This window comes from Synechococcus sp. R55.3 (assembly GCF_047461975.1).
GTDB lineage: Bacteria > Cyanobacteriota > Cyanobacteriia > Thermostichales > Thermostichaceae > Thermostichus.
In genome coordinates this window covers 1,815-26,884 of sequence record NZ_JANSIG010000028.1, presented here as the reverse complement: position 1 = coordinate 26,884, position 25,070 = coordinate 1,815, and the positions used below count along the sequence as shown (strand labels likewise).

The following is a 25,070-nucleotide window of genomic DNA, read 5'->3' as shown; positions in this document are numbered from 1 at the left end:
TCCAGGAGCTCCTGCTGCAGTTGGTAAAATCGGGCCGGATCGACGCGCCGCTGCAATTCCGCCTTGAGGGTTTCAATTTCCGCCTGGCTAGTTTGCAACTGCTGCTGCAGAATGTGGTAGTGCTCCAGCGTTGGACGGCGCTCCATTTCCCACAGGAGATTCTGCAGTTCTTCGATGTGCTGTTGCTGAAGCTGAAAAGCCTCTAGGGTAGGGCGCTGGGCCAGCTGCGCTTTCTCTTCTTGACAGGCTTGCAGAGCGTGATCCCGTTCTTGAATCTGTGCCTGCGCTTCCAGCAGTTGACGTTCCAGGCGATGGGTACACTCAATCTGCTGCAGCGACAGCGCTTCCGATTCTGCCAGGGATCGCTCTAAGTTGCGCACACGCGCCCGCAAAGCTTTTAGCTCTTCTTCCCCTTCCATATCCAGGCTGCTCGACAGGTTATGGGCCTTACTGTAGCAGATGGTTTGGGCAAAAATCCAGCTTGCCACTATATGTGGCGTGAATTTTTAGTTTTTCTCGAAAAGGACGCTAAGCCTGTTATCCCCACCCTCTATACTGAGAAGGTGAGTTTTCAGATTGAACCCTGTGATGAAGCTGGGATCCAAATCCTGGGGATGGGCGCTGGGCCTGCTGGGCGTGGCCTTGGTCGGTTGTGGTGCCGATGCGCTGACGGCCAGTACTCCGCCGCCGCCTTTGATCACCAGCAGCGATATCCCTTCTGTGGTACATCGGAACGGCTTTTTGGAGCTGGGGGTTTCGGTATCGGTGCCGGGCCGGATCCCGGCGGAGCTGGCGTTTCAGGTGTCGTGGTCGGGGATTGAGGTTCAGACGCTCTCGGCAGCGCAGGTGAATTGTGTGTCGGGAGAGGTGTCTTGTACAACCCGCTTCCGCATTCGTCCTCCCCTAAGCTTGGTGCCCGGCTCCTACCTAGTCAGTTTGCGGGTCTTCGACCGGTTGGGCCAAAGCGCTGTGGTGACCGGGACGGTGCTGCTCAGGGATCCCTGAGGTCGCCCTATCCTTGCCCAGCCTTGACGGAAGCGGTGCGGTTCCGGCTCGCATAAGCGTTGCGTAGCAACATAGGGTGTCGCAGGCGTAGCACTTTTGCCCGGATTTTGAAAGGGATCAGCGGGGGGGAAACACTTTTTGGCGAACGTCGTCGGCGAAAGCTTCCACCGCTTCTCGGATTGCCTGCCTCAAGTTGGTATAGGGCTTGGCAAAAGGGGGAATCCGCTCGCTCAGCCCCAGCAGATCGTGGGTGACCAAAATCTGACCATCGCAAGCCGGCCCGGCCCCAATGCCCAAGGTTGGGATCCCCACTTGGGCCGAGATTTGGGCAGCCAATTCCGCCGGCATGTGCTCCAAAACCAGGGCAAATGCTCCTGCTTGCTCCAGGCTGAGGGCTTCTTGCCGCAGACGCTCGGCCTCTGGAGGGTTTTTTCCCTGCTGGCGATAGCCCCCCAGTTGATGTTTGGCCTGCGGAGTGAGGCCGATGTGACCCAAAACCGGGATCCCTCGCTGCACCAGAAAGGCCACCGTTTCCACCATGTCGGGGTAGCCCCCCTCCAGCTTGACTCCGTTGACTCCTGCCTCCTTCATCAACCGCCCTGCTGAGAGGAGAGCTTGTTCTTTGTGGACTTGATAAGTCAAGAAGGGCAAGTCAGCCACCAAAAAGGCCCGTTCTACCCCGCGGCGCACGGCCTGGGCATGGTGGAGCATCTGTTCCAGCGTCAGGGGCAGGGTGCTGGCATACCCCAAGTTGGTCATGGCCAAGCTGTCGCCCACCAGGATCAAGTCGATCCCAGCCTGATCCAAAATCTGAGCGGTGGCGTAGTCGGCAGCCGTGAGGGCCACCAAAGGTTGACCCGCCTGCTTGGCCTGGCGAAAGTGGTGAATGGATAAAGCAGCCATATCTCCATGATCTCATCTGGGCGTTCCCGCCAGCGGTGCGGAGCACTTTCCCATCAACCGCATCCCGTGGGGGAAGCAAGCTTGGCTTTGAGGCTGGGAAGAAGCAGGAGACTCGGTTTGCCGTTAAGATGGTAAAGCCCCACAGCTGACTGGAAGGGTGACAGAGTGGTTGATTGTGACGCTCTCGAAAAGCGTTGTGACTGCAAGGTCACCGTGGGTTCGAATCCCACCCCTTCCGTTACCATGTAATCCGATAACGTACCGGCTATCGGACAGAGATGGGCTGTACTTGGAGGTGATGCTTAATGGGTCGAAGCTTTCGCCCAATCCCTTCAGGTCAGCGGTGCAGTTCCCCTGCCTTGGGCACAGCACTTTTGACACTTTTGAAGAATTGAAGGGGGCCACCCCTCAAGCGTGGACGGGTTTCTCAGCCTTTCTTCTAGAGTCTTATGTTCACCGCTCCTGCTCTCTCTGCCCAACTGCATCCGCTCATTCAGGGCTTATCTGAGGCAATCCTGAACGTTTGGGGATCTACCCTCACCCTAGCCCCCTATCCTCTGCCTGAAGATCTGGGCTACGTGGAAGGCCGCCTAGAGGGTGAGAAATTGCAAATTGAAAACCGCTGCTACCAAGGGGATCCCTTTCGCAAACTGCACCTGGAGCTGGCCCAGGCCGGGCAAAGCCTGGACATTCTCCATTGCGTTATGTTTCCGCAGCCGCAGTACCCGCTGCCGCTGTTCGGTTGCGACATTGTGGTCGGTCGCGGACAGGTGAGCGCCGCCATTGTCGATCTCTCGCCGGTGACCCCCAGCTTGCCCGATCTCTATATCCAAGAGCTGGAAGCGTTGGGATCCCATCTGGCCCCTTTCCAGCATCGGCGCCGGTTGCCGGAGTGGGGCACGATTTTTTCTCCCTACTGCCTGTTCGTCCGTCCTGCCGACGAAGCAGAGGCCGACCGCTTTTTGCACTTTGCCCGCCGTTACTTGGAAATTCACTGTCGGTTGGCGCAACAGATTCCCCCGCAGACGGATCCCGACCAAATTTTGGCCCACTACCAGGGGCAGCAGCGCTATTGCAGCCAGCAACAGCAGAACGACCGCACCCGCCGCGTTTTGGAAAAAGCCTTCGGTCCCGCCTGGGCAGAGCGCTACATGAACACCGTCCTTTTCGATTTGCCTCCCAGTCCTGTGCAGATCTAGACGGGATCCCCTTGCAGCCGCTGCTGGATGCTCAACGCCAATTTTTGCCCTAAGAACTCCGGCATGGTTGGAGTTGAATCCGGCCCTAGCAAGTAAAAAATGAAGCGCGTTTGCTTGCGGCGGAGCATCAAATTGAGGTTAACAACGGTCAAATCCTCCTGCGCAAGAACCGTCATCACCCGGTAGAACACGCCCGGCTGGTTGTCCACATCCACCAAAAGTGTGGGCAAATGAAACACCGGGTCAAAATAAAAAGAAACCTGCACGTCTTTTAGTCCGGCCTTGAGATCAAACTCCAGCGCCAAGGTTTCATGAACGCGAAACACACCCGCCAGGCATTCGTGAATAGCCCGTTCTAGGCTGAGCTTGGTTTGGGAAGAAAGGCTGTGGCCATCGCGGGAGACAATGGTGCGGATAAACACCAGGTGCGGTGAGTAGATCTGCCCATAGAGATGAATGCCATGCACCGAGAGATTAAAAGCGGTGAACACCCCAAACAGATCGCTGAGCAGGGAAGGTCGATTACGGTAGGCCAGACAAACCACCGTCTTGCGACCTTCGTCCTGCACCTGTACCACCGCCTTGCGGGTTTGGTAGAGGGCGTAGGCCAAGCGCAGATTTTGGGCCTGCACCTCGCTGCTGACAAACTGGCTGTAAAAAGGCGGAAAGCTCTGGTTAAAACGCCGCATCAGAGCGGATCGCGTCAGCGGGACGGAGTCCTTGCGGGTGCTGACTTTGAGCGGCTGAAGATCTTCATGGGCAGCCCTCTTCCGCGCTTCCCGATCCCCGGCAACTCCTAGAGAAGCCACCTTGGGCTGGGGAGTGCCCTGCTGTGCTGATTGCTCATCAGTTGACATCGACCTCGCCACCTGCGTTGCTCCTTCTCCATCGTTGCTCAGTACGCCCCAGCCAAACCTCATTTATCCGCAAAATCACTGAGGCTCGAAACGAATGTCGACGCTGTATCCAATTCTTGTCCAATGCTTTTCAGTTCAATTTATCTCATAGGGCTAAGCTGGGCATCTGAGGAGCCAGTGGGGGCATCCCCCAATTGGGGGGATCCTTCCCTTCTTCGCTGCTGAACCGACGCTGTGAGCCTTTCAATCCCAGAATAGCCAGAATAAGCCTAAACTATGAATTGAGCAGAGCGCTGCAATTTTTGATATAAAGTGCCGCATTGAGTGCTGGCCGGCTGGGTGACATGAAGCGCTATCTTGTTGGCCATCACTTTGGTTTTTCCCTAGGTTTGTGAAGGGATCCCTGTGAGCAGAACTGTTGCCAATCCCACTCCGTTTTCGCCCGCACAAGCGCTGGACCCCGCTGGTGCTTGGTGGGATCTCAGTCTCATCGCCTCCCCTGCCCAAGAAGACCTGATCTTTTGGCGGCTGGAGAGTTTTGGCTGTCGGGGCATGACCAGCCAAGCCTATGGCGAAGATCAGATTTGCATTCACGCCTATTTGCCTTGGCCTCACGTCAGCCTCCTGGATTTGGCAGCCCTCTCCCTGCGCCTGCAGCAAGATGCCCTCATTGCCGGTCAGCGGGTTCCGAAGCTGCGCTGGGAACGCATAGAGGCGGAAGATTGGAGCAGCAGTTGGAAGCAGCACTGGCAGCCCCAATGGGTCGGGGACAAGTTGCTCATTTGTCCGGCCTGGCTGGAGCCGCCCTCTCACCCCGGTCGTCACCTGTTGCGGCTGGATCCCGGTATGGCCTTCGGCACGGGCACTCACCCCACCACTCAGCTCTGTCTGGAGTCGCTGGAGATGCGCCTGGAGGGCGGCGGGGGTGCCGAGGGAGTGACTGTGGCCGATGTGGGCTGTGGATCCGGGATTCTGTCGTTGGCGGCGGCCCTGCTGGGGGTGAAGCGGGTGTTTGCGGTGGACATCGACCCCCTGGCGGTGCAAGCCACGATGCACAACCGCGATCTCAACGGCCTGACGGATCGCATTGTGGTGGCTCAGGGCAGCCTGGAGCAGATTCCCGAAATGGTGGATGGGCTGGTGTGCAACATCCTGGCAGATGTGATCCTGGATATGATCCCGGAGTTTCGGCTGGTGGTGAAGGAGGGGGGATGGCTGATCCTCAGCGGCATCCTCATCGAGCAGGCCAAGTTGGTGGCGGAGATGCTGGAGGCCAACGAATGGGTGGTGGCAGCCCTCTGGCGACGGGGGGAGTGGTGTTGTCTGAACGCACGCATGACCTGAGCGCTTTGCCCCGGTTGGCGATTGACCCGGCGCAGCGGGATCCGAGTGGTGTTCTCCATTTAACCGGCCCGCAACAGCACTACTTGCAGCGGGTGCGCCGCCTCAGGCCGGGGGATCCCTTTTTGGTTCTGGATGGCTCAGGCAAGCTGTGGGCGGCCCATTGGCAGGCTCAGGGATCCCAAATTGTGGGCGAGGTGGAGACGCTGCCGCGGGAATTGCCCGTTTTTTTGCATCTGGGCTTGGCGGTGGTCAAAGGGCAGGGGTTTGACGAGGTGCTCCGCCAGGTTACCGAGCTGGGGGTGGCGCGAATTACCCCCCTGCTGACAGAGCGCACCGTGTTGGAACCGGGATCTGGGCGGCAGGAACGCTGGCAAAAAATTGTGCGGGAGGCCGCAGAACAATGTGAGCGGTTGCGCTGGCCTCAGGTCGATCCCCCCACCCCTTGGACAAGTTGGCTGGCGGAGCTGCAAGCCGTTCGCGCTACTCGGACGGAGTCCTTCTGGTGGGGTATAGCCGTGGCTCGGCACAAAGCGCCCCCGCTGGTGCAAGCCCTGCCAAAGCTCAGGGATCCCGTCTTGGCCATAGCCATTGGCCCAGAAGGGGGCTGGACCGTTGCCGAACGTCGGCAAGCTGAGGAATATGGGGGGGTGTGCGTCTCCCTTGGCCCTACCATCTTGCGAGCCACCACCGCCGCTGTTGTTGCCACCAGCCAAATTGCTGCCACCTACTCCTTTCGCGCCACTCGGACGGAGTCCTTTTTGGACTGGAGCTTGGATTCAGAGCCCTTGGGCTTCGTTAGCGACGGGGAGCGCTGTCGCCGATAATCGATAATGAAGCCGTTCACGTGAGCGGGACGGAGTCCTTTACAGCAGGCCGTGGTTTCGGGCGCGGCCAAGGCCACCCTAGCGAGGGAGAACGGGAATGGAGACGATCCAGGCGGTGCGAGGCACCCGAGACATTTTGCCGCAGGAGGTGCGGCTCTGGCAGCAGGTGGAAGCCAGCGCCCGAGAGATCCTGGGACGGGCCAACTACCAAGAAATTCGCACCCCCATCCTGGAGTTGACGGAGCTCTTTGCCCGCAGCATTGGCAGTGCCACCGACGTGGTGGGCAAGGAGATGTACTCCTTCAGCACCCGTGGCGAGCAAGAGGTGAGCCTGCGCCCAGAGAACACAGCAGGTGTGGTGCGGGCCTACATCCAGCACGGGCTGCAAACGGCTGGAGATGTGCAACGCCTCTGGTATTGTGGGCCGATGTTTCGCTATGAGCGTCCCCAGGCGGGGCGGCAACGCCAGTTCCACCAGTTGGGGGTAGAGCTGCTGGGCAGCCGGGATCCCCGCGCCGATGCGGAAGTCATCGCCTTGGCCTGGGAGCTGTTGCAAGCGGTGGGGGCGGAGAACCTGAGCTTGCGGCTCAATTCCCTGGGGGATCTGCAGGATCGGCGGGCCTATCGCCAGGCCCTGGTGGACTACCTCACTCCCTTGCGGGAGAAGCTGGATCCTGACTCACAAGAGCGTCTCACCCGCAACCCGCTGCGCATTCTAGACAGCAAGGATCCCCGCACCCGCGAGATTGCCGAGGGGGCCCCCAAGCTGCCGGATTACCTCGGCCCAGAATCGCGGGCTTTCTTCGAGCAGGTGCAAGCTCACCTGCAGATGTTGGATATTCCCTACCAGTTGGATCCCTACTTGGTGCGGGGCCTGGACTACTACACCGACACCGCCTTTGAGATCGTCTCACCTGACTTGGGATCCCAGAGTACCGTCTGTGGGGGTGGTCGCTACGACGGCTTGGTGGAAGAGCTGGGCGGACCTTCTACCCCAGCGGTGGGCTGGGCCATCGGCATGGAGCGGCTGGTGCTGCTGTTGCAAAAGAAACAAGGGGAGGCTCCGCCAACATCGGTCGAGGTTTACGTGATCTCCCGTGGGGCGAAGGCTGAGGCCCAATCCCTCCGGATCGCTCAAGCGCTGCGCCGAGCCGGTTTCTGCACCGAGCTGGATCTGAGCGGCAGCGCCTTTGGCAAGCAGTTCAAACGGGCCAGCCGCAGCGGCGCAACTTGGGCTGTTACGCTGGGGGATGCAGAAGCTGTGGCCGGAGAGGTACAGCTTAAGCACCTGCCTACAGGGCAACAGCAAACCCTTTTGCAAGCCGATCTGGTTAAGTATCTGGCATACCATTCGGGTCAGCAGTGCGGAGCACCTAAGGTGATGGAGCCATGTTGAATTTTTGGGTTCGGCGCGACGGCCAAGAAGACTGGCAGCCGGTACCAGCCGAGGGCGCAGTTCTGGAAGAAGATACCTACACCATTGTTGCCCGTTCGCCTCAGCCCCACTTCACCATCACGGTGGAAGTCCGGCAGCGTCCTCTGTCGTCGCAGAATCAGGGCCCTGACACCGCCCCGACTCCCCCACAAGTCCAAACCCGTTCTGTGCGCACCAACGATGAAGGGATCGGCATTATTTTGCCCGCCAGCCACCTCACCCCTGGGTTTTGGGAATTGCACTGTCGAGATGCCGACTTGATCGCAGAACTGTTCGGCGAAACCGAGTTAAACAATTGTCTCCGTTTTCAGGTTGTGCCTGCCCCCGCGCCTCTGGAGCCGGAACGGGGGATCCCTGCGCCCGTGGAGGCCGGGTTTGAGCCCCCCCAGAAAAAAGAGGCCGCCATCCCGGCGGAGCTGTTTTCCCTGATGCACAGCGAATTGGAGGGATCCCCGGATGAGGTGCTGGTGTTGACGGGGCGGATCGGCTGCAGCGGCGAGCTGCGGGTACGGGTTTGGCAGGAAGGCGAGGAGAGCACGGTTTTCGAGGGGCAACGGCTAATTCAATTTCCCGCTGAAGCCCGAACGGCGGTGTTCAGCATTCCCATCACCCTGCCAAGCCGCGTTTGGACCCGTCCTTTGCGGGGGGAACTGGCCCTCACTCCCTCTTCCTGGCGGGATGCAGACCGGCCTTCCCAGCCCTTGACGATTCCGTTTTCCGTCCGCTGTCGAGACCTTCGCGTCAGCGTTGCGGAGCAACAAGGCGGAGAGCTGCCTCCCGCCTCCCCTCCGCGTCAGTATTGGGGAGCAACAAACATCCCACTGGCCCGGTTGCGGGAAGACCCCCCCTTAACCTTGCTGTCTCCCGAACGCACCCTGCAAAAGCTGTTGCGCATCTGGCAACACAGCGCCCCCATTTCCGTCAGCGTTGCCGAGCAACAGCGAGAGGAGGACTCAGCTTCGCCCGTTCAGCCCGCCGAGACCCAAGCCCTCCGCTCCTTCCCGGAAAAGGATCCCCTGCCATCTGCGCCCAACCCCTCCGCTCAGCCCCTACCCGAAGCAGAGACGGCAGAGTTGCCATCGCCCATCTCCTCCCCTTCCCCACCACCCCAAGCTGAGGCCATCTTGCCAACGCAAGCGGCAGCCGGGATCCCGAGTAGCCCTGTAGCTCCCTCTGAAAACTCGCTGCTGCCCCCCGCTCCGCCTGGGGTTTGTCCAACTCCCCAACTGGTGGTGCCCGAGCAACTCCGAGCCGGAGACAATTTCGATGTGGTGTTGCGCTTGCCCCCCACGACCAACCCTGCTGCAGGCCATCAAGCCCCTTTTTGGATCAAGTTTTGGGTGAAGCACGGGCGCACTCGCTCTTTGGTGGATGGCCCCCGTTGGTTGCTGGACTTCTCCCGTGACGAGCAGGGGCAGTGGCAAGCCCTCACCCGCATGACCATCCCTCCCGGAGTCCCTGAGCTGATCTTTGAAGCTTGGGCCGTCAGCCCGGATCGTCAGCAGCAGAGTGACCGAGTTACAGAGCGCCGCTCCATACTGCCTTGAAGCCTGGCTCAGTCGCTGTCTTGGACGGAGCGCACCATCAGCACTGGGCAGCCGATGTGCACCCGCACATAGTCGGAGATGGAACGCCCCAGCAGCCGATCCAAATCGGGAATGCTGCGGGCAATGGTAGGTCGGCGGTCAGGGGATCCCATCACCAGCAGATCGGCGTTGCTCTCGGCGGCTAAGCGGACAATTTCTGTGCCCGGATCCCCGACGGCAGTTAACACTTGGTGGCCGATTTGCCGGTTTTTGAGGGTATCGATTGCCCGATCTAGAGCCTCATCTCTGCCTGGGTTGTCGGCATCCAACTGCACAGAGGCCAGGAAGATCTGGGCCCCTTGAATGCCGGAGATCAAGTCAAGGGCAGTGGCAAAGGCAGCTTGAGCAGCGGGGGAGCTGTTCAGGGCCACCATGACACGGCTGGGATATTTGATGTAGGCGTCGTCTTTCACCAACAGCATGGGGCAGGAGGCAAGCTGAAACACATATTGGCTCACCGAGTTCTGCAAAATGGCCAGGATGCGGTTGCGTCCCCGGGATCCCATGACAATTAAGGGATTGGGCATAGACTCGGCCACCTGCAGCACCACCACTTTGGGATCCCCTTCCACCAGTTGGGTGCCAATGGTTACACCGGGCCGAGCTGGAAAACTTTGCAGGGTTTTGGCCAGCAGCTCCTGCCCCCGTTGCCAGGCAGCCCGCATCTCTTCGGCAGACGTTTGGGAAGGCACCGCATGCAGCAACGTAACATTGCACTGGGCAAAGGCCGGCAAAGACAAGAGGGTATGCACCATCTGCTCGGTGGGGCCGCTGCCGTCGATAGCGGCAATGAGGTTCTCAAATCGAGGCATGGGATCCGTTCTCCTGGCCAACAGTTGCCAAGACTCATCCTAGATCTGCCCCTGCGGATCCCTGTTACCGTAGGGGATATCCTGCAACATTTTGTTTGGTTTCAGTAACTTAGCCACACATAGCCGGTAAAGCCGCCGCCGGCATTGGTGTTGCGGCCGGTCAAGAATTGAAACCCTCCCAAGCCCAGCGTTAACCCTCCCTCCAACCGCCAGTTGAGCTGGCCCGAAAGCTTGAGGTTGTCGTAGTCGGGATCCTGAACGGCCAAATCCCCGAACAACAAAGGCGCGCCGTTGCCCAACGTAAAATCCCCATCCAGGGCCAGGATGGCCTGCAGCTCAGGAGTCAGGTCTGCCCCGAAGGTCAGGTTGGCCTTGACCCGATCCCCGGGATAGCCCAAGTAATCTCGGAACGTGAGGCAGGAGTCGAAAAAGGCGGGCAGGGATCCCAACTGGGTATTGGCCGCCACCCCAACTTTGAGATCGTAGCCGAAAACACCGTACCCCAAGGGCAGGGGGATGTCTCGGGTGGCGTATCCCGGCGGGATCAAGGCCGTCAATTGGGCCGAAAGGAAGGGATCCCCGTTTCCCCAAGTATGACGTAGGCCCAGCTCCAGATCCCGTAGGCCCTGGTTGCGCTGGGTGATGGTATCGGCTCCGCTGGCAAAGCGGTTTTCCAGGAAAACATAGCTGGTGTTGAGATTGAGGGTGAGCTGATCGCTGAGGCCCGTCTCCGCAAAGAGGTTGAGGCGGGTTTCCCCATATTCTGAGAGAGCAGGCCCCAGTTGCCCCCCCTGGTCAAAGCGGGTGCGAGGCCGATAGACCTCGGGCTGCAGCGAAAAGAAAGTCTTGCCTGCACCGCGGGGAAAGCCGCAGCCCGCCCAGGCCAGCAGCTCCGGCGGCATTGTGCTGACCACCAGACTCACCAGCAGGCTTGCCCATGGAAATCTAGGCTTCTTCATGGCAGGGGGATCCCGGCAGTTTCAGGGGGATTGTATCCCCAGGATCAAGCTCTGGGCCAAGATCCGGGACAAAACCGGCTTTGGAACGACTGCTAACTATGAGGTGGCAGCCGGTAGGCCCACCTGTGCCCGGAATTGGCGAGCGGCGGTCAGCGCTCCGAAGGGATCCCCCTTATACAGGCCGTAGTGCATCAAGGACAGGTGCCGCAGCCCCAGTTGAGACACTTCCTGCAGCCACTCCGGCTGGCTCATGAGCTGAAAGTCTGTATGGACAGTGTCGGCCCGTCCGCCGCTGGGGTGCTTGTCTTTGATGGAGGGCTCGTAGTGGGCCAACATCAGGTTGGAGTGGATAGGGGAAAACAGGCGGCAACAGAGGCGGATTTGCTCTGGGTTGCCGGGATCTGGCCCGTTCAACTCTGGATTAAACTCTCCGGGCCGCCGCTGGCGCATGGACTGGAAGGCGATCCCGTCCATTTGGCTCATGGTCTCGGCAAAGGGCTCCACCATGCTGCGGCCTGCCCCCTGGGAAGGGTCGTCAAAGGTGGCAATCCAGCCCCCCCAGCACAGGGCCACTTCGGCCTCTGGCAGCCGCTCTTTGATGGCCTGTCGGGCTTTGAGGACATTGCGCATCAGGGCTTGGTAGTAGGGAGCAGTGTCGGCGTTGTAGGTATCTGCTGGGATCCGCCAATAGGAAAACTCCGTGGCCAGGCTCCAATAGGTAGGGCGGCCTTGGGGGTTGGCTTGAGCGATATAGCCGGCCAATTCGGCTACATCCTGGACAAACTGCTTGGAGATGTGGTAATCGCCGCAGGGGCGGTGGGTGTCGTCTTCCCAGGTGATGATGTGGAGGGTATAGCCCCGCTCAAACCACTGCCGCAAAAGCCCGGCCTGGTGCCAGTTGCGCCAAAAGGAGAGATCCCCCTGGCGGTGATCAAAGCTGTTCAGCCAGCCGCTCAGGAAATGGGGATCCCACCCCTGCGCCACTGCCGCCACCTGCGGATCCGACTCGATTTCCCAGAGGAAGCGACCGGGATCCTCGCCAATGCCCACCTGCCAGCGGGCCAGCAGCTCTGACAAGTTCATGCTTCCCGTCTCGGCATTTTCCGGGCTGCGACTCCCCTGCTGACTCAAAAACTCCTGGCCACAGCCGGCAACCCCATAGGCAGCCAGCAGCGCTCCGCCCGCTTGCAGCACCTGTCGCCGCTGCCAGGATCGTCTCCTTTTCATCTCCTCTCCTCCTGCGGTTCCTCTTGGTGTTGGCGAGCCCACAGCTGCACTTGGGGGGAGCTATAAACCTCCCTGAAGCCCGGCAGCCCCTCAAAATTGAGCTCAGGCCAAAATTGCAGGATGCGATCGGCGCTCCGCAAGGGATCCGCCAGCCCCGCTACCAAGAGGTAGTCCACCCTTTCCTGGGGATGCTGAAGGGCCAGGGCAAACTCGTACTGGTGAGGAGTAAGGAAAGAGCGGGGATCCCTTGCCCAAAAGATAGCCTCAAAGTGGATGTCGTCGTCCACCAGCACTTTTCGCCCGGGCAACAGGTGGCGATAGAGATACTGCCCAACCTGGCGCTTTTCCTGCCGCAGCCTCCGCCAGTCTTCTAGGGCTTGCCCAGCAGAGGTTACTTCATACAGGTTTTGGGCAGCTTCCAACTCGCCACTAAGGGGCACTACCCCTGCCACCAGCCGCTCCCAGAGATCCCGCTCCTCGGCCACCAGGGGCATGAGGAAACCCGGCTCTTGGCTCACCCCATAACCGGCAGTGAGGCAGTTCAACCCCAAGAGGGCAGTGATCAACAGGCGCTTAGCCCAGCCGGGGCCGGCTCCGCGACACAAGTAGGCGCCCATCAGCAAAGGCAGCGGCACCCAGAAAAGGCCAAAGCGGCTCAGCTCCCGCAAAAACAGCCCCTGCCCTAGAGAAGCCAGCAGGATGACCAGCGGCATCCCCCAGACCAGAGCCCATACCCAGCGACCCGGGCCTCGGCCCAGCAGGGATCCCAGCCCCAACAGCAGATAGGCAGGGGCCAGCACCGCCAGCCATTTCCCAGCCTCCAGCACCCCCCGCCAGCCACCCGCCTGCTGCAAGTCTTCCCGCAATTGCGGCAGCCGCAGACTGCTGCCCACCTGGTAGGTGAAAGCCCAGGGATCCCCTGCCGACAGCCAGTTCACATACAGCCAGCTCAACATCAGGGTCAGGCTGATAAACCCCGCCACCAGCACCGCCGTCAGCCGGAAACCCCAGGACTGTTTGCGAAAAGCCAACAGCAGCATCCCTGCCACCCAGGGCAGCAGCCACCCACTTTCCCAACGCAGCACCATCAGGGGCCCCAGCGCCAGCCCAATGAGCAGCAGCCGCAGCGCAACGGGCAGCTCGCCAGGATCCGCCCCAGTCTCTGCCCTGGCCTGCTCCTCTTTACTCAAGGGAAACAGCAGGGCCATGTTCACCCCCACCAACCCTGCTGTGGCTGTCCAAACAGGGCTGCGCAGCAGCATCAAGATCAAAGTCGGCTGCACCACCATCAACAAACCCCACAGCCAGCACCATCCCACCTCCACCGGCAAACGGCGTAACTGCCGCCACACCCAGCCCAGCACCAGAGAGCCGAAGACAGTCTGCAACAACAGCGGGGATTGTCCCAGAATGGCCGTAGCCAGCACCAGCAAGGGAGGAAAGGTGGTGCCCACAATGGGCAGGCGCGGATCCGGCCCCAAGGCCGCCACGGATCCCTTGTAGCCGAGAAACTGCATCTCCAAGCTCACCCAGCCCCAGCCCTCCTTCAGACCCCAAAGAAGAATGGCCAGCAGCAGAAACGGGATCCCGGTAGACGCGAAGAGCCGCAAGAAAGCCCTGAGCTTGGTGAGAAACATGGGTTGCTTTAACGACTTCAAGAAGTTAGAAGGCAACTCATTCAACAGCGAATCAAGCCTTAAGAGTTGTCTGATGAGAACAAGTTTCAGAAAAAGTATGGGGATGGGCTGACGTGTCTAGGCACTGGACACAGGGATAGACTAGCATTCCCTGTCTTGAGAGTCTTTTTCTACGAGTTTTGGCGTAGGCCAATTCAGCCAGATTGTCGATGAGGGGTTCTCGGATTCTGAGAGAGGATGGGGACGACTTTGCAAGGACATGATCTTATGTTGCAGGCTGTGCGGGGCGTGAATGATGCAGCAGTTCCAGCGCTTGAGCTGGTACCCTCTCAAGCAGAAACCCGTCCTTGGGGATCCTTCTGGGTTTTGGATGAAGGCCCGATGTACAAGATCAAGCGCATCGAGGTCAAGCCCGGCCATCGGCTCAGCCTGCAGATGCACTACCACCGCAGCGAGCACTGGATCGTGGTCAGGGGCACAGCGAAAGTGACCCGTGGAGAAGAGGTGATGCTGCTGAGCTCCAACGAGTCCACTTACATTCCCCCCTGCACCAAGCACCGCCTGGAAAACCCCGGCACCCTTCCCTTGGTGTTGATCGAGGTGCAAAACGGGGAATACCTCGGGGAAGACGACATCGTGCGCTTTGAGGACGACTACGCCCGCCAGTAGAGGGATCCCCTGGGCATCCGAATCCACGATTTGTGCGTACAGACCCCGAAAGCTTACAGATTTCTGCATGTCGGGCAAACCTGGGTCAGGTAGGCCAAGGGGCTTGCCTGCACTAGACAAGTGAGGGATAAGCAAGAGGGGGTCAAGGTGACGCAGAAGGCAAGGCAGTGGGCTTTGTGGGTTGCCGGTTTGCTTTGGTGTTGCGGGCCGACGGCTGTCCACGCAGCGGAAGTCATTTCTCTGCAAAGGCTGGGCTACGACCGCTCGGTGCTGCTGCAAGGAGCTAACCCGCGTCTAGATATCGGGATCCCTGCCCCCCTGAACGGTGTTGACCCTGAGGCCAGCTTTGTGCAGTTGCGCCTGGATCCCTCGCCGGTGCTCAAGCCCACGTCCACGGTGCGGGTGCTGATCAACGAGGAGCTAATGGGCCTTTTTCTGGTGCGGGACCTGCGGCAGGAGCCGGTGGTGCGAGTGCCCATCCCCAGCTTGGCCGCTGGCGAGCGCTTTATCACCTTGTCGGTGCAGCCTTTCCTGAGCATCAGCGACGATATTTGCGCCGACTTGAATACCGGCAATTTGCTGCTGACGGTAGGGCGGGACAGTTTCTTTGAGCTGGCGCCCCTCGTTCCTGATGCCACGGTGGCCGGTTTTCTGGGCCGGCTGTATCCTCAGGTTACTTTGGTAGTGCCGGCCAATCCTTCCTCTGAGACGGCGGAAGCAGCTCTGTGGCTGTACAGCCTCCTTTCTCACCTGTTTCCGCAAACGCCCATCCTGTGGAGCAACCGTCCGAAGCAGGGGGCACAGGTGATCTTAGAGCCGGCCAATTTCACCCCCCACTTGCAGCATCAAATTACCCCAGAGGGATCCCGACTGCGGGTGGCGGCTCGCCCAGAGGCCATTCGAGCTTTGTATGAAGAGTGGAAGCGAGCAGGGCTGGTCAGCCGAGGGATCCAGGTGGCTGCAGTGCCGGAGCTGGAAACCTCGGCCAGGGCCAACCGCCTTAGCTTGCGGGAGTTGGGTATTGTGGATCCGCTGCTGCGGGGGTTTGGCAGCCAGTCTTTGGTCTTCAACTTCAACCTGTCCCAATTGGGGGGGCGGCCGCGGGATCTGGCGGCGCAACTAGACGTCATTATGAACCCGGTGGATGGCCGAGTGGGGGATCGCCTCACCGGCTACGTGTTCTTGAATGGCGTTCTGTTGCGCACCTACAACCTAACGGGCCGCACCCAGCTCAACGAGACCATCCCCCTCCCCACCCGCCTGCTGCGCCGCTTTAATCAACTGGAGCTCCGCTTTGACTATGGCGCCAGCCCCGGTAATTGCCAGGGATCCCTGACCCCGCTGACTTTGCAAGTGCGTTCCGATAGCTCTGGCCTTCTCTGGAGCGGCTACCAAGCCCCCACTGGCGAGCTGCAGGAGATCCCGGCGGTGCTGCAGGGATCCGGACGGGTTGGGCTGGGGGATCCCCAACTGCTGCCAGCTACTGCTTATCTCTTGGGTGCCCTTGGTCGTCTGTCGGCACAGCCCTTGTTGCCCACCCTCCAGTTTTTGCCGGAGGGGAAATCCCAACTCCAAGCAGAGAACTTTGCCTGGCAGATAATCGTGGCCGGGCCGGAGCAGGTGGAGCTCAACAGCCCCATCCGGCTGGGATCCCAGTTTGAAATCATCAATCCCCTCAACCAGCAGGTGGCCTTGGCCGCTCAGCCTCAAGAAAACCTCGGCCTTTTGCAGTACTTTCTCCTGAAAGGTAAGCCGAACCTTTGGCTTTCCTGGTGGGGATCTGACCCGGTTTTGGCAGAGCGCTTGAGCCGATCCCTGGCCGATCCGCGCACCCGTCTGGCCAGCCAGTTGCAGGGGAATGTGGTCACCGCTTATGCCGCTGCCCCCGATCTCACCCAAGTACAGAGCTGGGATCTCACCCCGTCGGGCTATCGAGTGCGCTACCGCGGTCGCCTCAACTGGCAGCTCCTTTTGTGGCAGTACCGCTTTTGGCTGGTGCTTTTGCTGGCCATCCTGCTGGCTGTGGGGGCATGGGACACCTATCGACGTTTGGCCCGGCGACCTGAGCCGCCAACCCCCTCTTAAGCCAAGCGAGAACCTAAGTTCGCCTAGAATTAACCTGATTTTGAGCTTATGTTAACGCTGATCGAATACTGGTTGGTGCGCACAGGCTGTCTAACCCAGGAGCAGTTGGCAAAGGCTTATCGCTATCAAAAACAAGCTGCTTGTTCCCTGCCGCGGGCCCTCTGGAGCTTGCGGGCCATGCACCCCCGTCAGTTTGCTCGCCTCTGCTGTCAGATCTTGGATCGGCCCAAGCTGAGGAGCTGGTTGCTCGAGCATCCCCTCGACCTAGAGCTGCCTTGGCTGATCGAGCCTATCGATCTGGTGCCGGTGCGCTTTCTGCCCTGTGGCTGGCTCGACCCGCAAACCGTAGTGGTTGCTACCGAGGAGCCGGGCCATCCCATTGTCTGGCAAAATGTCAAGCGCCTCTGCCCCGAAGCCGATCGGATTTGGGAGATCCCGGCCACCGAAAAACAGATTCTGACCGCCCTCATTGAACGCAAGCTGGCCGCCGATCTGCTGGGCAGCCGTCTTACCTTAGAGCAGTGGCAGCAGGCTTTGGAGATCCGCCGCCGCACCGGCTCCAGCCTGGGGCAGGTGCTGACCCGGCTGAGCTACCTCTCCACCCCCGAGTATCTCAGCATCCTAGCCCATTTGCTGGGCTACCCAACGGTCTCGCAACTGATGGGAACGGGGCTGCTTCATCGGGAGGAGAATCTGAGCCAACAGTTTGATCCTGAGCTGATGATGCGCCACCTGTTCTACCCCCTAGCCTGGGCAGATGAAAATGCTCTGATGGTGATGGTGAATGACCCCCTGGACTGGGAGGTGGATGAGATCCTCTACGCTTGGCGGCCAGGCTTGCGTATTGAAAAAGTTCTGGGCACCGAGCAGGATATCACGCAGCTTCTCAGCCAGGATCAAGGACCTAAGCTGAGCCAAGAAGCTGTGTACAAGCTCATGGCCCGCCTGCCAGAAGAATCGGCCTCGCGGGTGTTTACCCCCTCTCAGATTGCGGTGGGCTACGGCCTGCTGCTGCTGTTGCTCTGGGGATTGGCCACTGCTCCCTGGGCGACTCTAACCATTTTGGTGCTGCTGATCAATCTTTTTTACGTCGCTTCGATCCTGTTCAAACTGCTGCTCAGCCTAGTGGGATCCGCCGATCGCTTCCACCAGATTACCGATGAAGAAGTGGCCGCTTTGGATGATCGCGACTTGCCTATCTATACCATCCTGGTGCCGGTCTACAAAGAACCGGAAGTGATGCCAATTTTGATCAAGTCTCTCTCTAAGCTGGATTACCCCCACGAGCGGTTGGATGTGCTTATTCTGTTGGAGGAAAACGACCGAGACACCATTGAGGCAGCTCGAGCTGCCAAGCCCCCCCGCTACGTGCGCCTGCTGCTGGTACCGGATAGCAAGCCCAAGACCAAACCCAAAGCCTGCAACTACGGCCTGGCCTTTGCCCGTGGCGAATATCTCACCATCTACGACGCTGAAGATATTCCTGACCCAGATCAACTCAAAAAAGCAGTCATCGCCTTCCAGAAAGGGGATCCCAGCTTGGTTTGCGTCCAGGCTGCCCTCAACTACTTCAACCGCAACGAGAACTTCCTCACCCGCATGTTCACCCTGGAGTATTCCTATTGGTTCGACTATCTGCTGCCGGGTTTGGAAACTCTCAGAATGCCCATCCCCCTGGGCGGCACCAGCAACCACTTTCGCACTGACCGCCTGCGGGAGCTGCAGGGATGGGATCCCTTTAACGTCACCGAAGACGCAGATCTAGGCATCCGCGCCAGCCAGCACGGCTATACGGTGGGGGTGATCAACTCCACCACTTATGAAGAGGCCAACTGCGCTGTTAAAAACTGGATCCGGCAGCGCTCCCGCTGGATCAAGGGCTACATGCAAACTTGGCTGGTGCACAACCGCAACCCCCTGCGCTCGTTGCGCAAGCTGGGCCTGAAGAACTGGCTGTCTTACCAGTTTTTTATTGGCGGCAGCTTCTTTACCTTTCTCACCAGCCCCATCATGTGGCTGCTGTTTATTTACTGGCTGCTCACCCGCGCCCATTGGCTGCAAAACCTATTTCCCAGTTGGCTGGTTTATCTGGGCTTGTTTAACCTCCTGGTGGGCAATGCCATTGGGATTTACCTCAACTTGGTGGCCGTTTTCCGGCGAGGGTACTACGATCTGGCCTTCTATGCCCTGCTCAACCCCATCTACTGGCAACTGCACTCTATGGCAGCTTACATGGCTCTGTGGCAGCTCTTTACCAAGCCCTTCTACTGGGAAAAGACCATCCACGGGCTGAGCAAGTTTACCCATGCCAAAGTCCAGGAAGCTGCTCATAAAGCAGCCTAGGCTACTGAATCGGTTTCCCAAGCAGTGGCGACGAAGTGAGGCCAGCCAGCACCCCTCAGAAGCTGTAGTCCGAATCTACGATCACAGCACAACCACTGGGGTGGAGACAGCTAGCCATGATCACCTTGACAGAAAAGTTGCCCTCGTAGGGCGCCTGCACGATGGGGAAATCGTCCAACAGTTCGTCTGCAGCCACCACCTGACCGCTGGCATCGTAAAGCACCAGATCCACATCGAAGCAATCCTGGTCGCACTGCGCCCAGATGTTTTCACCTCGGTAGAAATAGCCTGTAACTACGGTCGATTGTCCATTAAGAAGCCACAAACTACGGCTCTGAGCCCAGGCGGCAGCGCCCCCGATAACTGTGGCCGCTCCTATTAAGCTTGCCACCAACCAGCCCCGCACCGAAGCCATAAGACTGCCCTCCTACTGAAAAACGGAGAAAGAATAGATTTTCTACAGGGATCCACCTCAACGCCCACACTCTAGCACCCAGATCCGTTTCTCCCGAATGATTCAGATCACGTTAAGGATCTTAAGAATCTCATGCTGAAAATCGCGAAAAAGAGTTACAAAAAAAGGGATCACGAGTAGAGCAGGGATCCCTCAATTCTGACCAGAAATCCGGCGAAGCTCCCGCATCGGTCTGGCCGACTTCTCATTGCGGCAAATTCAGTTCCCCCCTTCGCCCTAAGGGATCCGTCAAAACACTGCCGGTAGGGCCTTTGATTTGAATGGTGCAGCGGCTGCCGGACACTTCAATAACGTTGTAGTTGGGCACCGCCAGCTCCAAAAAGCGCAAGTTGCCCGTCGTTACCCCTGGGATCCCGCTCACTTGCGGATTGGTCGGGTTCACCGGTGCCAAAAAGCCGTTCACAATCCGGTAATACAGGCGGCTGGCATTGGGGATCCCCAGTTGATTGCCCAGCTCGTCAATGCTGAGGGCCGTAACGCTCCGCCCGGTGGGGCCAGTCCACACTTCCCAGATGGGGTTGCTGCTGCCGGGGTTGACCTGGCCGATGAAGCCGGCATGGTTGTTGCCGGTCAAGAACACCACGTTGCGGATGTTGTTGCTCTCGATAAAGTCAATGACTTCCTGCCGCTCCAGCCAGTAGCCTTCCCAAACATCGTTGGAGCGGAAGTAGGTCACCGTGATGGGAAACTCGCTGACGATGAACTTGTAGGTGGCGGTGGAGTTGCGCAGGCCGTTGAACAGCCACTGCTTCTGCGGATTGCCCAAGAGGGTACGGGGCGTGCGGCGCAGCAGGTTAAACAGGGCTTGCTCGGAGCCGGGTGGGCCGAAGAAAAGGGTTTCCTGTTCGGGCGTAAGACGAATGCCAGCCAGCTCCAAAAAGCGCTGCCGGGTCAGGCCGGGAGGCAAAATGGGCAAAATGGGGGTCACGGCGGCCAAATCCCGGTACTGGCGCAGATCCAGGATGAAGACTTCGGCATTGGCCCCGTAGCGGAAGCTGCGAAACAGCCGATCCCGGCTATCCACACCGGCCACATCTGTCAGGTTGGGGGTAATGGGGTTGTATTCAAAAAAGGCTTGGTAGCCGAGCACCTTGAGATCTTCCACATCGCGGGTTTGCCCGGTGGTGTCGTTGAGCTGAGTGGCCCGGCCACCGCGGGCCTTCTGGCCACTGTAGTTGTCAATCACCTCGTGATCGTCCCAGTTGACAACAAAGGAAGTCCGGCCAAACAGTTGCGCGAACTCCCGCCCGGCATAGTTGGGATCCCGCTGATCCCGATAGAGGCTGCGGTAGAACTCCAGATTGCCGATGGGATCCAGCCCCAGCCAGAAGCGATCGGCGTAGACAGTGTCGCCGTTAAAGGAGATGAAATCGATATCGCCGCGGCTGACTTCTGCCAGCATGGCTGCCCCAATAGGAAAGGGAGGCTCGTTGGCACAACTGATGTGTAAGAAGCGAATGGGTCGTCCATCCCCAGGAGCTGGCAGGGTGCGAAACTGGCCTACAGGGCTGGTAAACCCCTCGCTGACAAACCGGTAGAAGTAGCGCTGCGCTGGCCTCAAGCCGGTGACGACGGCACGAGCAATGTAGTCGCCTGGCTCAGTGCGGTAGTTGCGGCCCGCCACACGGCGAGCAGTAAGCGAAACTTGTTGCGAAATGGGGTTGAACTCGGAATTCTCAGCCACCTGCAACGTCACCGCAACCGTGTCTGTTGCACTGGCCGGGATCACCCGCGTGGAAAGCACCGCCCCTTCTGCGGTGGGATCCCCGGCAAATACCCCTTGAGGGAACCCGGGCTCTCCCAGGGGGGGAATGGAGGAACTGGAGGTGCCCCCACAGGCAGCCAGGGCAGCTGCCCCACCCCCAAACATCAGCAACTGCAGGAAAAAGCGACGGGAACGCAGGGAACTCATAGGGCCCACCTCAGGGACGCAGGCAAATGTAAAGGGATCCGCAACAAAGGCCAATCGCCTTTTTAGTCAAGCACTTTTGCCCCCAAGCTGAGGTTGTGGGCAGGTGAAGGCTGGGTTAGGGTTGGTTTAACGGCTCTGACCCCTGCGCCCAGGTTCCCCACGGCCTTTTCACAGAGCTTGCTGAGAAGGCTAAAATTTCATTACAGTTTTTCCTGCTTTTGCCCCATTTTTGCGGTTTTGCGTTCCTTAGACTTCTTTTGACCCTGCCGAAGGAGGGATCGTTGTGGCTACAGAGACCCTGGTCAAGCCTTCTGTAACCCCAAAGCACATGCCCATGTACCGGGTGTTGCTGCACAACGACGATGTCAACACCATGGAGTACGTGGTGCAGGTGCTGGTGAAGGTGATCCCGGCGATGATGCCGCCGCAAGCCACTGAGATCATGCTAGAGGCCCACAACAACGGTGTTGCTGTGGTGATCGTGGTGCCGCGGGAGCACGCGGAGTTTTACTGTGAGCAGTTGCGTCAGCACGGCCTGACCAGCTCCATTGAGCCGGAACGCTAGGCGGGGCGGGTTGGATGGGCCTGCCGATCTCCAAGCTGAGGGCTTGTCCATTTCTGCTGCGTCTGCTGCTTTTCTTGGCGATCCCGCTCTTGGCCTGGCTGCCGTTGCTCGGGCTGGGGAGTTGGCTTCTTCCTGAACGACGGGAGTACCTGTGGCTGCTCCTGTATGCCCTGCTGCTAGCCTGGCTGGGGCTGTGGGGATCCGGGTTTGCCGCCTATGGACTGGATGGCAGTTGGCCTTGCCGAGGCGGGATCCTGTGGGGCCTGGGGATCGGGGTCGGGGGGCTTTTCTTGCTTTTGGGCCTGGAGGGATCCCTGGGTTGGCTGAGTTGGAGGGCGGTAGGAGGGGGATCCCTGCTGGTCTATGGGTTGCTGGGGTTGCTTTTGGGCTTGGGGGTGGCGCTGGCGGAGGAGCTGTTTTTTCGCGGCTGGCTGCTGCAGGAGATGCTGCTGGACTACGGTTGCAGCACTGCGGTGTGGGGATCCAGCTTCCTGTTTGCTATGGCCCATTTCCTCAAGCCTTGGCCGGAAATTCTGGCCACTTGGCCGCAATTTCCCGGACTGTGGCTGATGGGGCTGCTGCTGGTGCAGGCGAGGGTCTGGAACCAAAACAAGCTGGGCCTTAGCCTAGGGCTGCACGCGGGTTGGGTATGGGGCATGGCCTGGGTCAACAACTTGGCCTGGATAGACTACACCGGCAGGGCGCCAGCGTGGCTAACGGGGATTGGTGGCAACCCCTTGGCCGGGCTGATGGGCTTGCTTTTTCTAGGAGGGACTTTCGCATTTCTCAACGGCCTGGCTCAAGCTGGCTGGCTACCGGCAGACCTGGAAAAGCGTTGATTGAGCTGATCGATAAAGAATAACCTACTCTCCCCAAGGCCCTTCCTCGTAGTAGGCGGTCACCTGCTCCTTGGGCGGCTGGGTAAGCAAGCTTACGCCAATTAACACCCCACTGCCGATCACCACTGCCGGGATTACGGGTAACCAGCCCCCTGTCCAAGCCCGCGGCAACAGACCCGACAGCCAACCTAAAGTCAGGCCACTGGAGACCAAGGCTCCTGCTACAGCCCCAGCGCGGGTAGCCCGCTTCCAGTACAGGCCGGCAATTAAGACAGGGAACAGCATGGCATTTCCCTGAAAGCTCCAGGTGGCGATCTCCACAATCAGCCCCGGCGGGTTAAGGGCAATGGCAAAAGAGGCCAAACCGATCCCCAGCACCACCCAGCGTCCCAATTGTTCTTCTTGGTGGGGGGAAAGCTGGCGTCTAAAGAGGGTCACTACCAGATCCCGCGTTACCAACGAGCTGGCCGTAAGGAGCTGTGAGTCTGCCGTGGACATGAGGGCGGCCAGAGCTGCTGTAATCACCACCGCTGCTACGCCGCTGGGCAGGGTTTGCAACATCATGGGCATAATCTGATCCGTTTTCTCCAGGCTGGGAAAAGCCAGGCGGCCCCAAACCCCCAGCAGAGCTGCTGGGAAAAAGACCAGCAGAATCAGCAGCGGCCAGACTACCATCAGGGTCTGGAAGGGCCGGGCACTTTTGGCCATGTAGAAGCGCTGGAAAAATTGCGGGAAAAGGGGCGTGGCCATGAAAAACAGCAACTGGTTGCCAAATAGCCCCTGCCAGCTCCAGCGCCCATTGGGGCCGGGCAAGCTCAGCCAGGGATCCAACTGCCCGGCAGCCTCCTGGCCCACCCCCAAGGCTAGGGCAACAAAGGCCACCCCCATCCCCAAAATCAGGATGATCCCCTGCACCACGTCCGTCCAGACCACCGCCTGGGATCCGCCAAAGAGCACATACCCCAAGATCACCAGCGCCACCACCACCGCCAAGGGCCAGTAGGGGATCCCCTCCCCCAACACCGCCGCCAGGGTGCGGGCTCCGCCAATGATCTGGATGCTGATGTAGGGGGCGGTAAACGTCAGGGCGCTAAGGCAGTAGAGTAGAGCCAAAAGAGGGCTGTTGAAGCGGTGGCCGAAAAACTCGGAAGGGGTGATGAAGCCAAAGTGTTGGGCTGCTAGCCATACCCGGTAGCCCACCCACAAAAACAGCCCCGAAATGAAGGCGGTGGTCACTCCCACCCCCAGGAAGATCCCTAGGCCGTGGGTATAGGCATCCGCTGGCACCCCAATGAAGGTAAAGGCACTGAGCAGCGTCGCCAGCGTCGTCAAGGTTAGAGCCAGGGATCCCAACCCCCGCCCTGCCAAAAAATAGCTCACCGGATCCTGGCCGCTGTGGCGATAGCTCCAGAAGCCAATGGCCGCCAGCAGCAGCAAGTACACCCCCACCACACCCAAACTTAAAATGCTGTCAGTCATCTCCAGGCCAGCAAACGCGCACAATGTAAAGATTCAAGGGCACCAGCAGCAGCACGGCCAGCCCTGCCCCCCAGTACCAAGCAGGGATCCCCAATACCTGCGGCTGGGCAGAGCGGGATCCCACCCAGGTCAACAGCCACAGCAGGGGATAGGCCCCCCACACCCAAGCTTGGCGCATCCGCCCAAACCGCAGCTGCCTTGATCCTTGAAGGTTACCGGCGGGATCCAACCCTGACATCTACCCATCTCCTGCTTTTTTGCCAAGCGTTCCTTTTGCCAATCATTTAGGATACAGCCACTACTGCGCAGAGCTAAATTGTCTTTTCCCCTTTCCCCTTCAGATCCTGTTGGCAAGAGGGAGCCTTCCCGTGGGCCAGGCCATGAAGAACGGGAGCGGCCCTACTGGCTAGCTTGGGCCCGCATCAAAGGGATTGGCCCCCACCGGCTCAAGCGGCTGGCGGAGTTTTTTGGATCCCTGGAGCGGGCTTGGCAAGCGGATGCCCCGGCCCTGCGGCAGGTGGAAGGCATTGGCCCCACCCTGGCCCAGGCTATTGTCTCTGCCCGTCCTGGCCTTGATCCCGAGCAGATCCTGGAGGAAACCCTCAAAGCGGGGATCCCCTTTCTCACGCCTGCAGATCCGGACTATCCGCCGCTGCTGTGGGAGGTGCCAGATCCCCCGCCCATTCTCTATGCCCTAGGAGAATGTCCCAATTGGCAACAGCCGGCTATTGCCATCGTCGGCACCCGCGCCCCTACGGCCTACGGTCGACAGTGGACCCAGAAAGTCAGCGCTGCCCTGGCGGAAGCTGGCTGTGTGGTGGTCTCGGGGCTGGCAACGGGGATCGACGGCATTGCCCACCAGGCCTGTCTGGATGCCGGCGGCAAGACGGTGGCCGTGGTGGGAACGGGGGTGGA

General features: G+C 59.6%; 22 protein-coding genes, 1 tRNA gene and 1 pseudogene. 13 read left to right on the top strand and 11 right to left on the bottom strand.

Annotated elements, in window-relative coordinates:
* Positions 1-419 (bottom strand): annotated as a pseudogene (locus NW849_RS06410) (hypothetical protein); the annotation flags it as partial.
* Positions 420-585: 166 nt separating this feature from the next.
* Here NW849_RS06410 and NW849_RS06405 point away from each other — a divergent pair.
* On the top strand, positions 586-1,005 hold the full coding sequence (locus NW849_RS06405; RefSeq protein ID WP_414356681.1) for a hypothetical protein: 420 nt from the start codon (positions 586-588) through the stop codon (positions 1,003-1,005).
* A 117-nt stretch (positions 1,006-1,122) separates the two neighbouring features.
* Here the strand turns inward: NW849_RS06405 and panB are convergent, their stop codons facing one another.
* Complete coding sequence (panB, locus tag NW849_RS06400) at positions 1,123-1,908, bottom strand: 3-methyl-2-oxobutanoate hydroxymethyltransferase (RefSeq protein ID WP_414356674.1); 786 nt, start codon at positions 1,906-1,908, stop codon at positions 1,123-1,125.
* Between the two features lie 151 nt (positions 1,909-2,059).
* Between panB and NW849_RS06395 the strand changes: the two genes are divergently transcribed.
* A tRNA-Ser gene (locus NW849_RS06395) sits at positions 2,060-2,146 on the top strand.
* Positions 2,147-2,357: 211 nt separating this feature from the next.
* Positions 2,358-3,107 carry a phycocyanobilin:ferredoxin oxidoreductase gene (locus NW849_RS06390; RefSeq protein WP_414356673.1) on the top strand — a complete coding sequence of 250 codons (750 nt, stop codon included), beginning with the start codon at positions 2,358-2,360 and terminating at the stop codon, positions 3,105-3,107.
* Here the strand turns inward: NW849_RS06390 and NW849_RS06385 are convergent.
* Positions 3,104-3,964 carry a hypothetical protein gene (locus tag NW849_RS06385; protein ID WP_414356671.1) on the bottom strand — a complete coding sequence of 287 codons (861 nt, stop codon included), beginning with the start codon at positions 3,962-3,964 and terminating at the stop codon, positions 3,104-3,106. The two genes, NW849_RS06390 and NW849_RS06385, sit on opposite strands and share 4 nt — an antisense overlap.
* 453 nt (positions 3,965-4,417) lie before the next feature.
* Between NW849_RS06385 and prmA the strand changes: the two genes are divergently transcribed.
* The 4 genes from prmA (at position 4,418) to NW849_RS06365 (ending at position 9,114) form a co-directional block, all read left to right on the top strand.
* Entirely contained in the window at positions 4,418-5,308 is an 891-nt protein-coding gene (gene prmA, locus NW849_RS06380; RefSeq protein ID WP_414356680.1) for a 50S ribosomal protein L11 methyltransferase, read from the top strand.
* Positions 5,284-6,132: a 16S rRNA (uracil(1498)-N(3))-methyltransferase gene (locus NW849_RS06375; RefSeq protein ID WP_414356669.1), complete on the top strand. Its 849-nt coding sequence runs from the start codon at positions 5,284-5,286 to the stop codon at positions 6,130-6,132. Before prmA ends, NW849_RS06375 begins: the two co-directional genes overlap by 25 nt.
* Before the next feature lie 97 nt (positions 6,133-6,229).
* Positions 6,230-7,528: a histidine--tRNA ligase gene (hisS, locus tag NW849_RS06370; protein ID WP_414356668.1), complete on the top strand. Its 1,299-nt coding sequence runs from the start codon at positions 6,230-6,232 to the stop codon at positions 7,526-7,528.
* Positions 7,522-9,114, top strand: a complete 1,593-nt coding sequence (locus NW849_RS06365; protein WP_414356666.1) for a hypothetical protein — start codon at positions 7,522-7,524, stop codon at positions 9,112-9,114. The genes hisS and NW849_RS06365 overlap by 7 nt, the downstream gene beginning before the upstream one ends.
* A gap of 8 nt (positions 9,115-9,122) precedes the next feature.
* Here NW849_RS06365 and NW849_RS06360 read toward each other — a convergent pair whose 3' ends face one another.
* From NW849_RS06360 to NW849_RS06345, 4 genes are all read right to left on the bottom strand, one after another.
* The gene (locus tag NW849_RS06360) at positions 9,123-9,965 is read right to left on the bottom strand and encodes a universal stress protein (protein ID WP_414356665.1); all 843 of its coding nucleotides are present in this window, start codon (positions 9,963-9,965) and stop codon (positions 9,123-9,125) included.
* Between the two features lie 101 nt (positions 9,966-10,066).
* Complete coding sequence (locus NW849_RS06355; RefSeq protein ID WP_414356664.1) at positions 10,067-10,924, bottom strand: hypothetical protein; 858 nt, start codon at positions 10,922-10,924, stop codon at positions 10,067-10,069.
* A 96-nt stretch (positions 10,925-11,020) separates the two neighbouring features.
* Entirely contained in the window at positions 11,021-12,151 is a 1,131-nt protein-coding gene (locus tag NW849_RS06350) for a hypothetical protein (protein ID WP_414356662.1), read from the bottom strand.
* Entirely contained in the window at positions 12,148-13,788 is a 1,641-nt protein-coding gene (locus tag NW849_RS06345; RefSeq protein WP_414356661.1) for a hypothetical protein, read from the bottom strand. Before NW849_RS06345 ends, NW849_RS06350 begins: the two co-directional genes overlap by 4 nt.
* A 267-nt stretch (positions 13,789-14,055) precedes the next feature.
* On the opposite strand from NW849_RS06345, the gene NW849_RS06340 reads away from it, so the two are divergent.
* From NW849_RS06340 to NW849_RS06330, 3 genes are all read left to right on the top strand, one after another.
* Positions 14,056-14,457: a cupin domain-containing protein gene (locus tag NW849_RS06340; protein WP_414356659.1), complete on the top strand. Its 402-nt coding sequence runs from the start codon at positions 14,056-14,058 to the stop codon at positions 14,455-14,457.
* A 147-nt stretch (positions 14,458-14,604) separates the two neighbouring features.
* Positions 14,605-16,542: a cellulose biosynthesis cyclic di-GMP-binding regulatory protein BcsB gene (locus tag NW849_RS06335; protein WP_414356658.1), complete on the top strand. Its 1,938-nt coding sequence runs from the start codon at positions 14,605-14,607 to the stop codon at positions 16,540-16,542.
* 48 nt (positions 16,543-16,590) lie between these two features.
* Positions 16,591-18,885 carry a glycosyltransferase family 2 protein gene (locus NW849_RS06330; RefSeq protein ID WP_414356657.1) on the top strand — a complete coding sequence of 765 codons (2,295 nt, stop codon included), beginning with the start codon at positions 16,591-16,593 and terminating at the stop codon, positions 18,883-18,885.
* Between the two features lie 55 nt (positions 18,886-18,940).
* On the opposite strand, the gene NW849_RS06325 is transcribed toward NW849_RS06330, so the two are convergent.
* Both NW849_RS06325 and NW849_RS06320 read right to left on the bottom strand, forming a co-directional pair.
* Positions 18,941-19,300, bottom strand: a complete 360-nt coding sequence (locus NW849_RS06325; RefSeq protein ID WP_099812809.1) for a hypothetical protein — start codon at positions 19,298-19,300, stop codon at positions 18,941-18,943.
* A 244-nt stretch (positions 19,301-19,544) separates the two neighbouring features.
* The gene (locus NW849_RS06320) at positions 19,545-21,272 is read right to left on the bottom strand and encodes an alkaline phosphatase D family protein (protein WP_414356656.1); all 1,728 of its coding nucleotides are present in this window, start codon (positions 21,270-21,272) and stop codon (positions 19,545-19,547) included.
* 283 nt (positions 21,273-21,555) lie between these two features.
* Here NW849_RS06320 and clpS point away from each other — a divergent pair, with 283 nt between their 5' ends.
* Complete coding sequence (clpS, locus tag NW849_RS06315) at positions 21,556-21,837, top strand: ATP-dependent Clp protease adapter ClpS (protein WP_099812808.1); 282 nt, start codon at positions 21,556-21,558, stop codon at positions 21,835-21,837.
* Between the two features lie 14 nt (positions 21,838-21,851).
* On the top strand, positions 21,852-22,676 hold the full coding sequence (locus NW849_RS06310) for a lysostaphin resistance A-like protein (protein WP_414356655.1): 825 nt from the start codon (positions 21,852-21,854) through the stop codon (positions 22,674-22,676).
* A 24-nt stretch (positions 22,677-22,700) separates the two neighbouring features.
* On the opposite strand, the gene NW849_RS06305 is transcribed toward NW849_RS06310, so the two are convergent.
* Complete coding sequence (locus tag NW849_RS06305) at positions 22,701-24,155, bottom strand: sodium:solute symporter family protein (RefSeq protein ID WP_414356653.1); 1,455 nt, start codon at positions 24,153-24,155, stop codon at positions 22,701-22,703.
* Entirely contained in the window at positions 24,148-24,333 is a 186-nt protein-coding gene (locus NW849_RS06300) for a hypothetical protein (RefSeq protein ID WP_414356651.1), read from the bottom strand. Before NW849_RS06300 ends, NW849_RS06305 begins: the two co-directional genes overlap by 8 nt.
* Positions 24,334-24,471: 138 nt before the next feature.
* On the opposite strand from NW849_RS06300, the gene NW849_RS06295 reads away from it, so the two are divergent.
* Positions 24,472-25,070 (top strand): DNA-processing protein DprA (locus NW849_RS06295; RefSeq protein WP_414356650.1); only part of this gene is annotated, 599 nt, incomplete at its 3' end.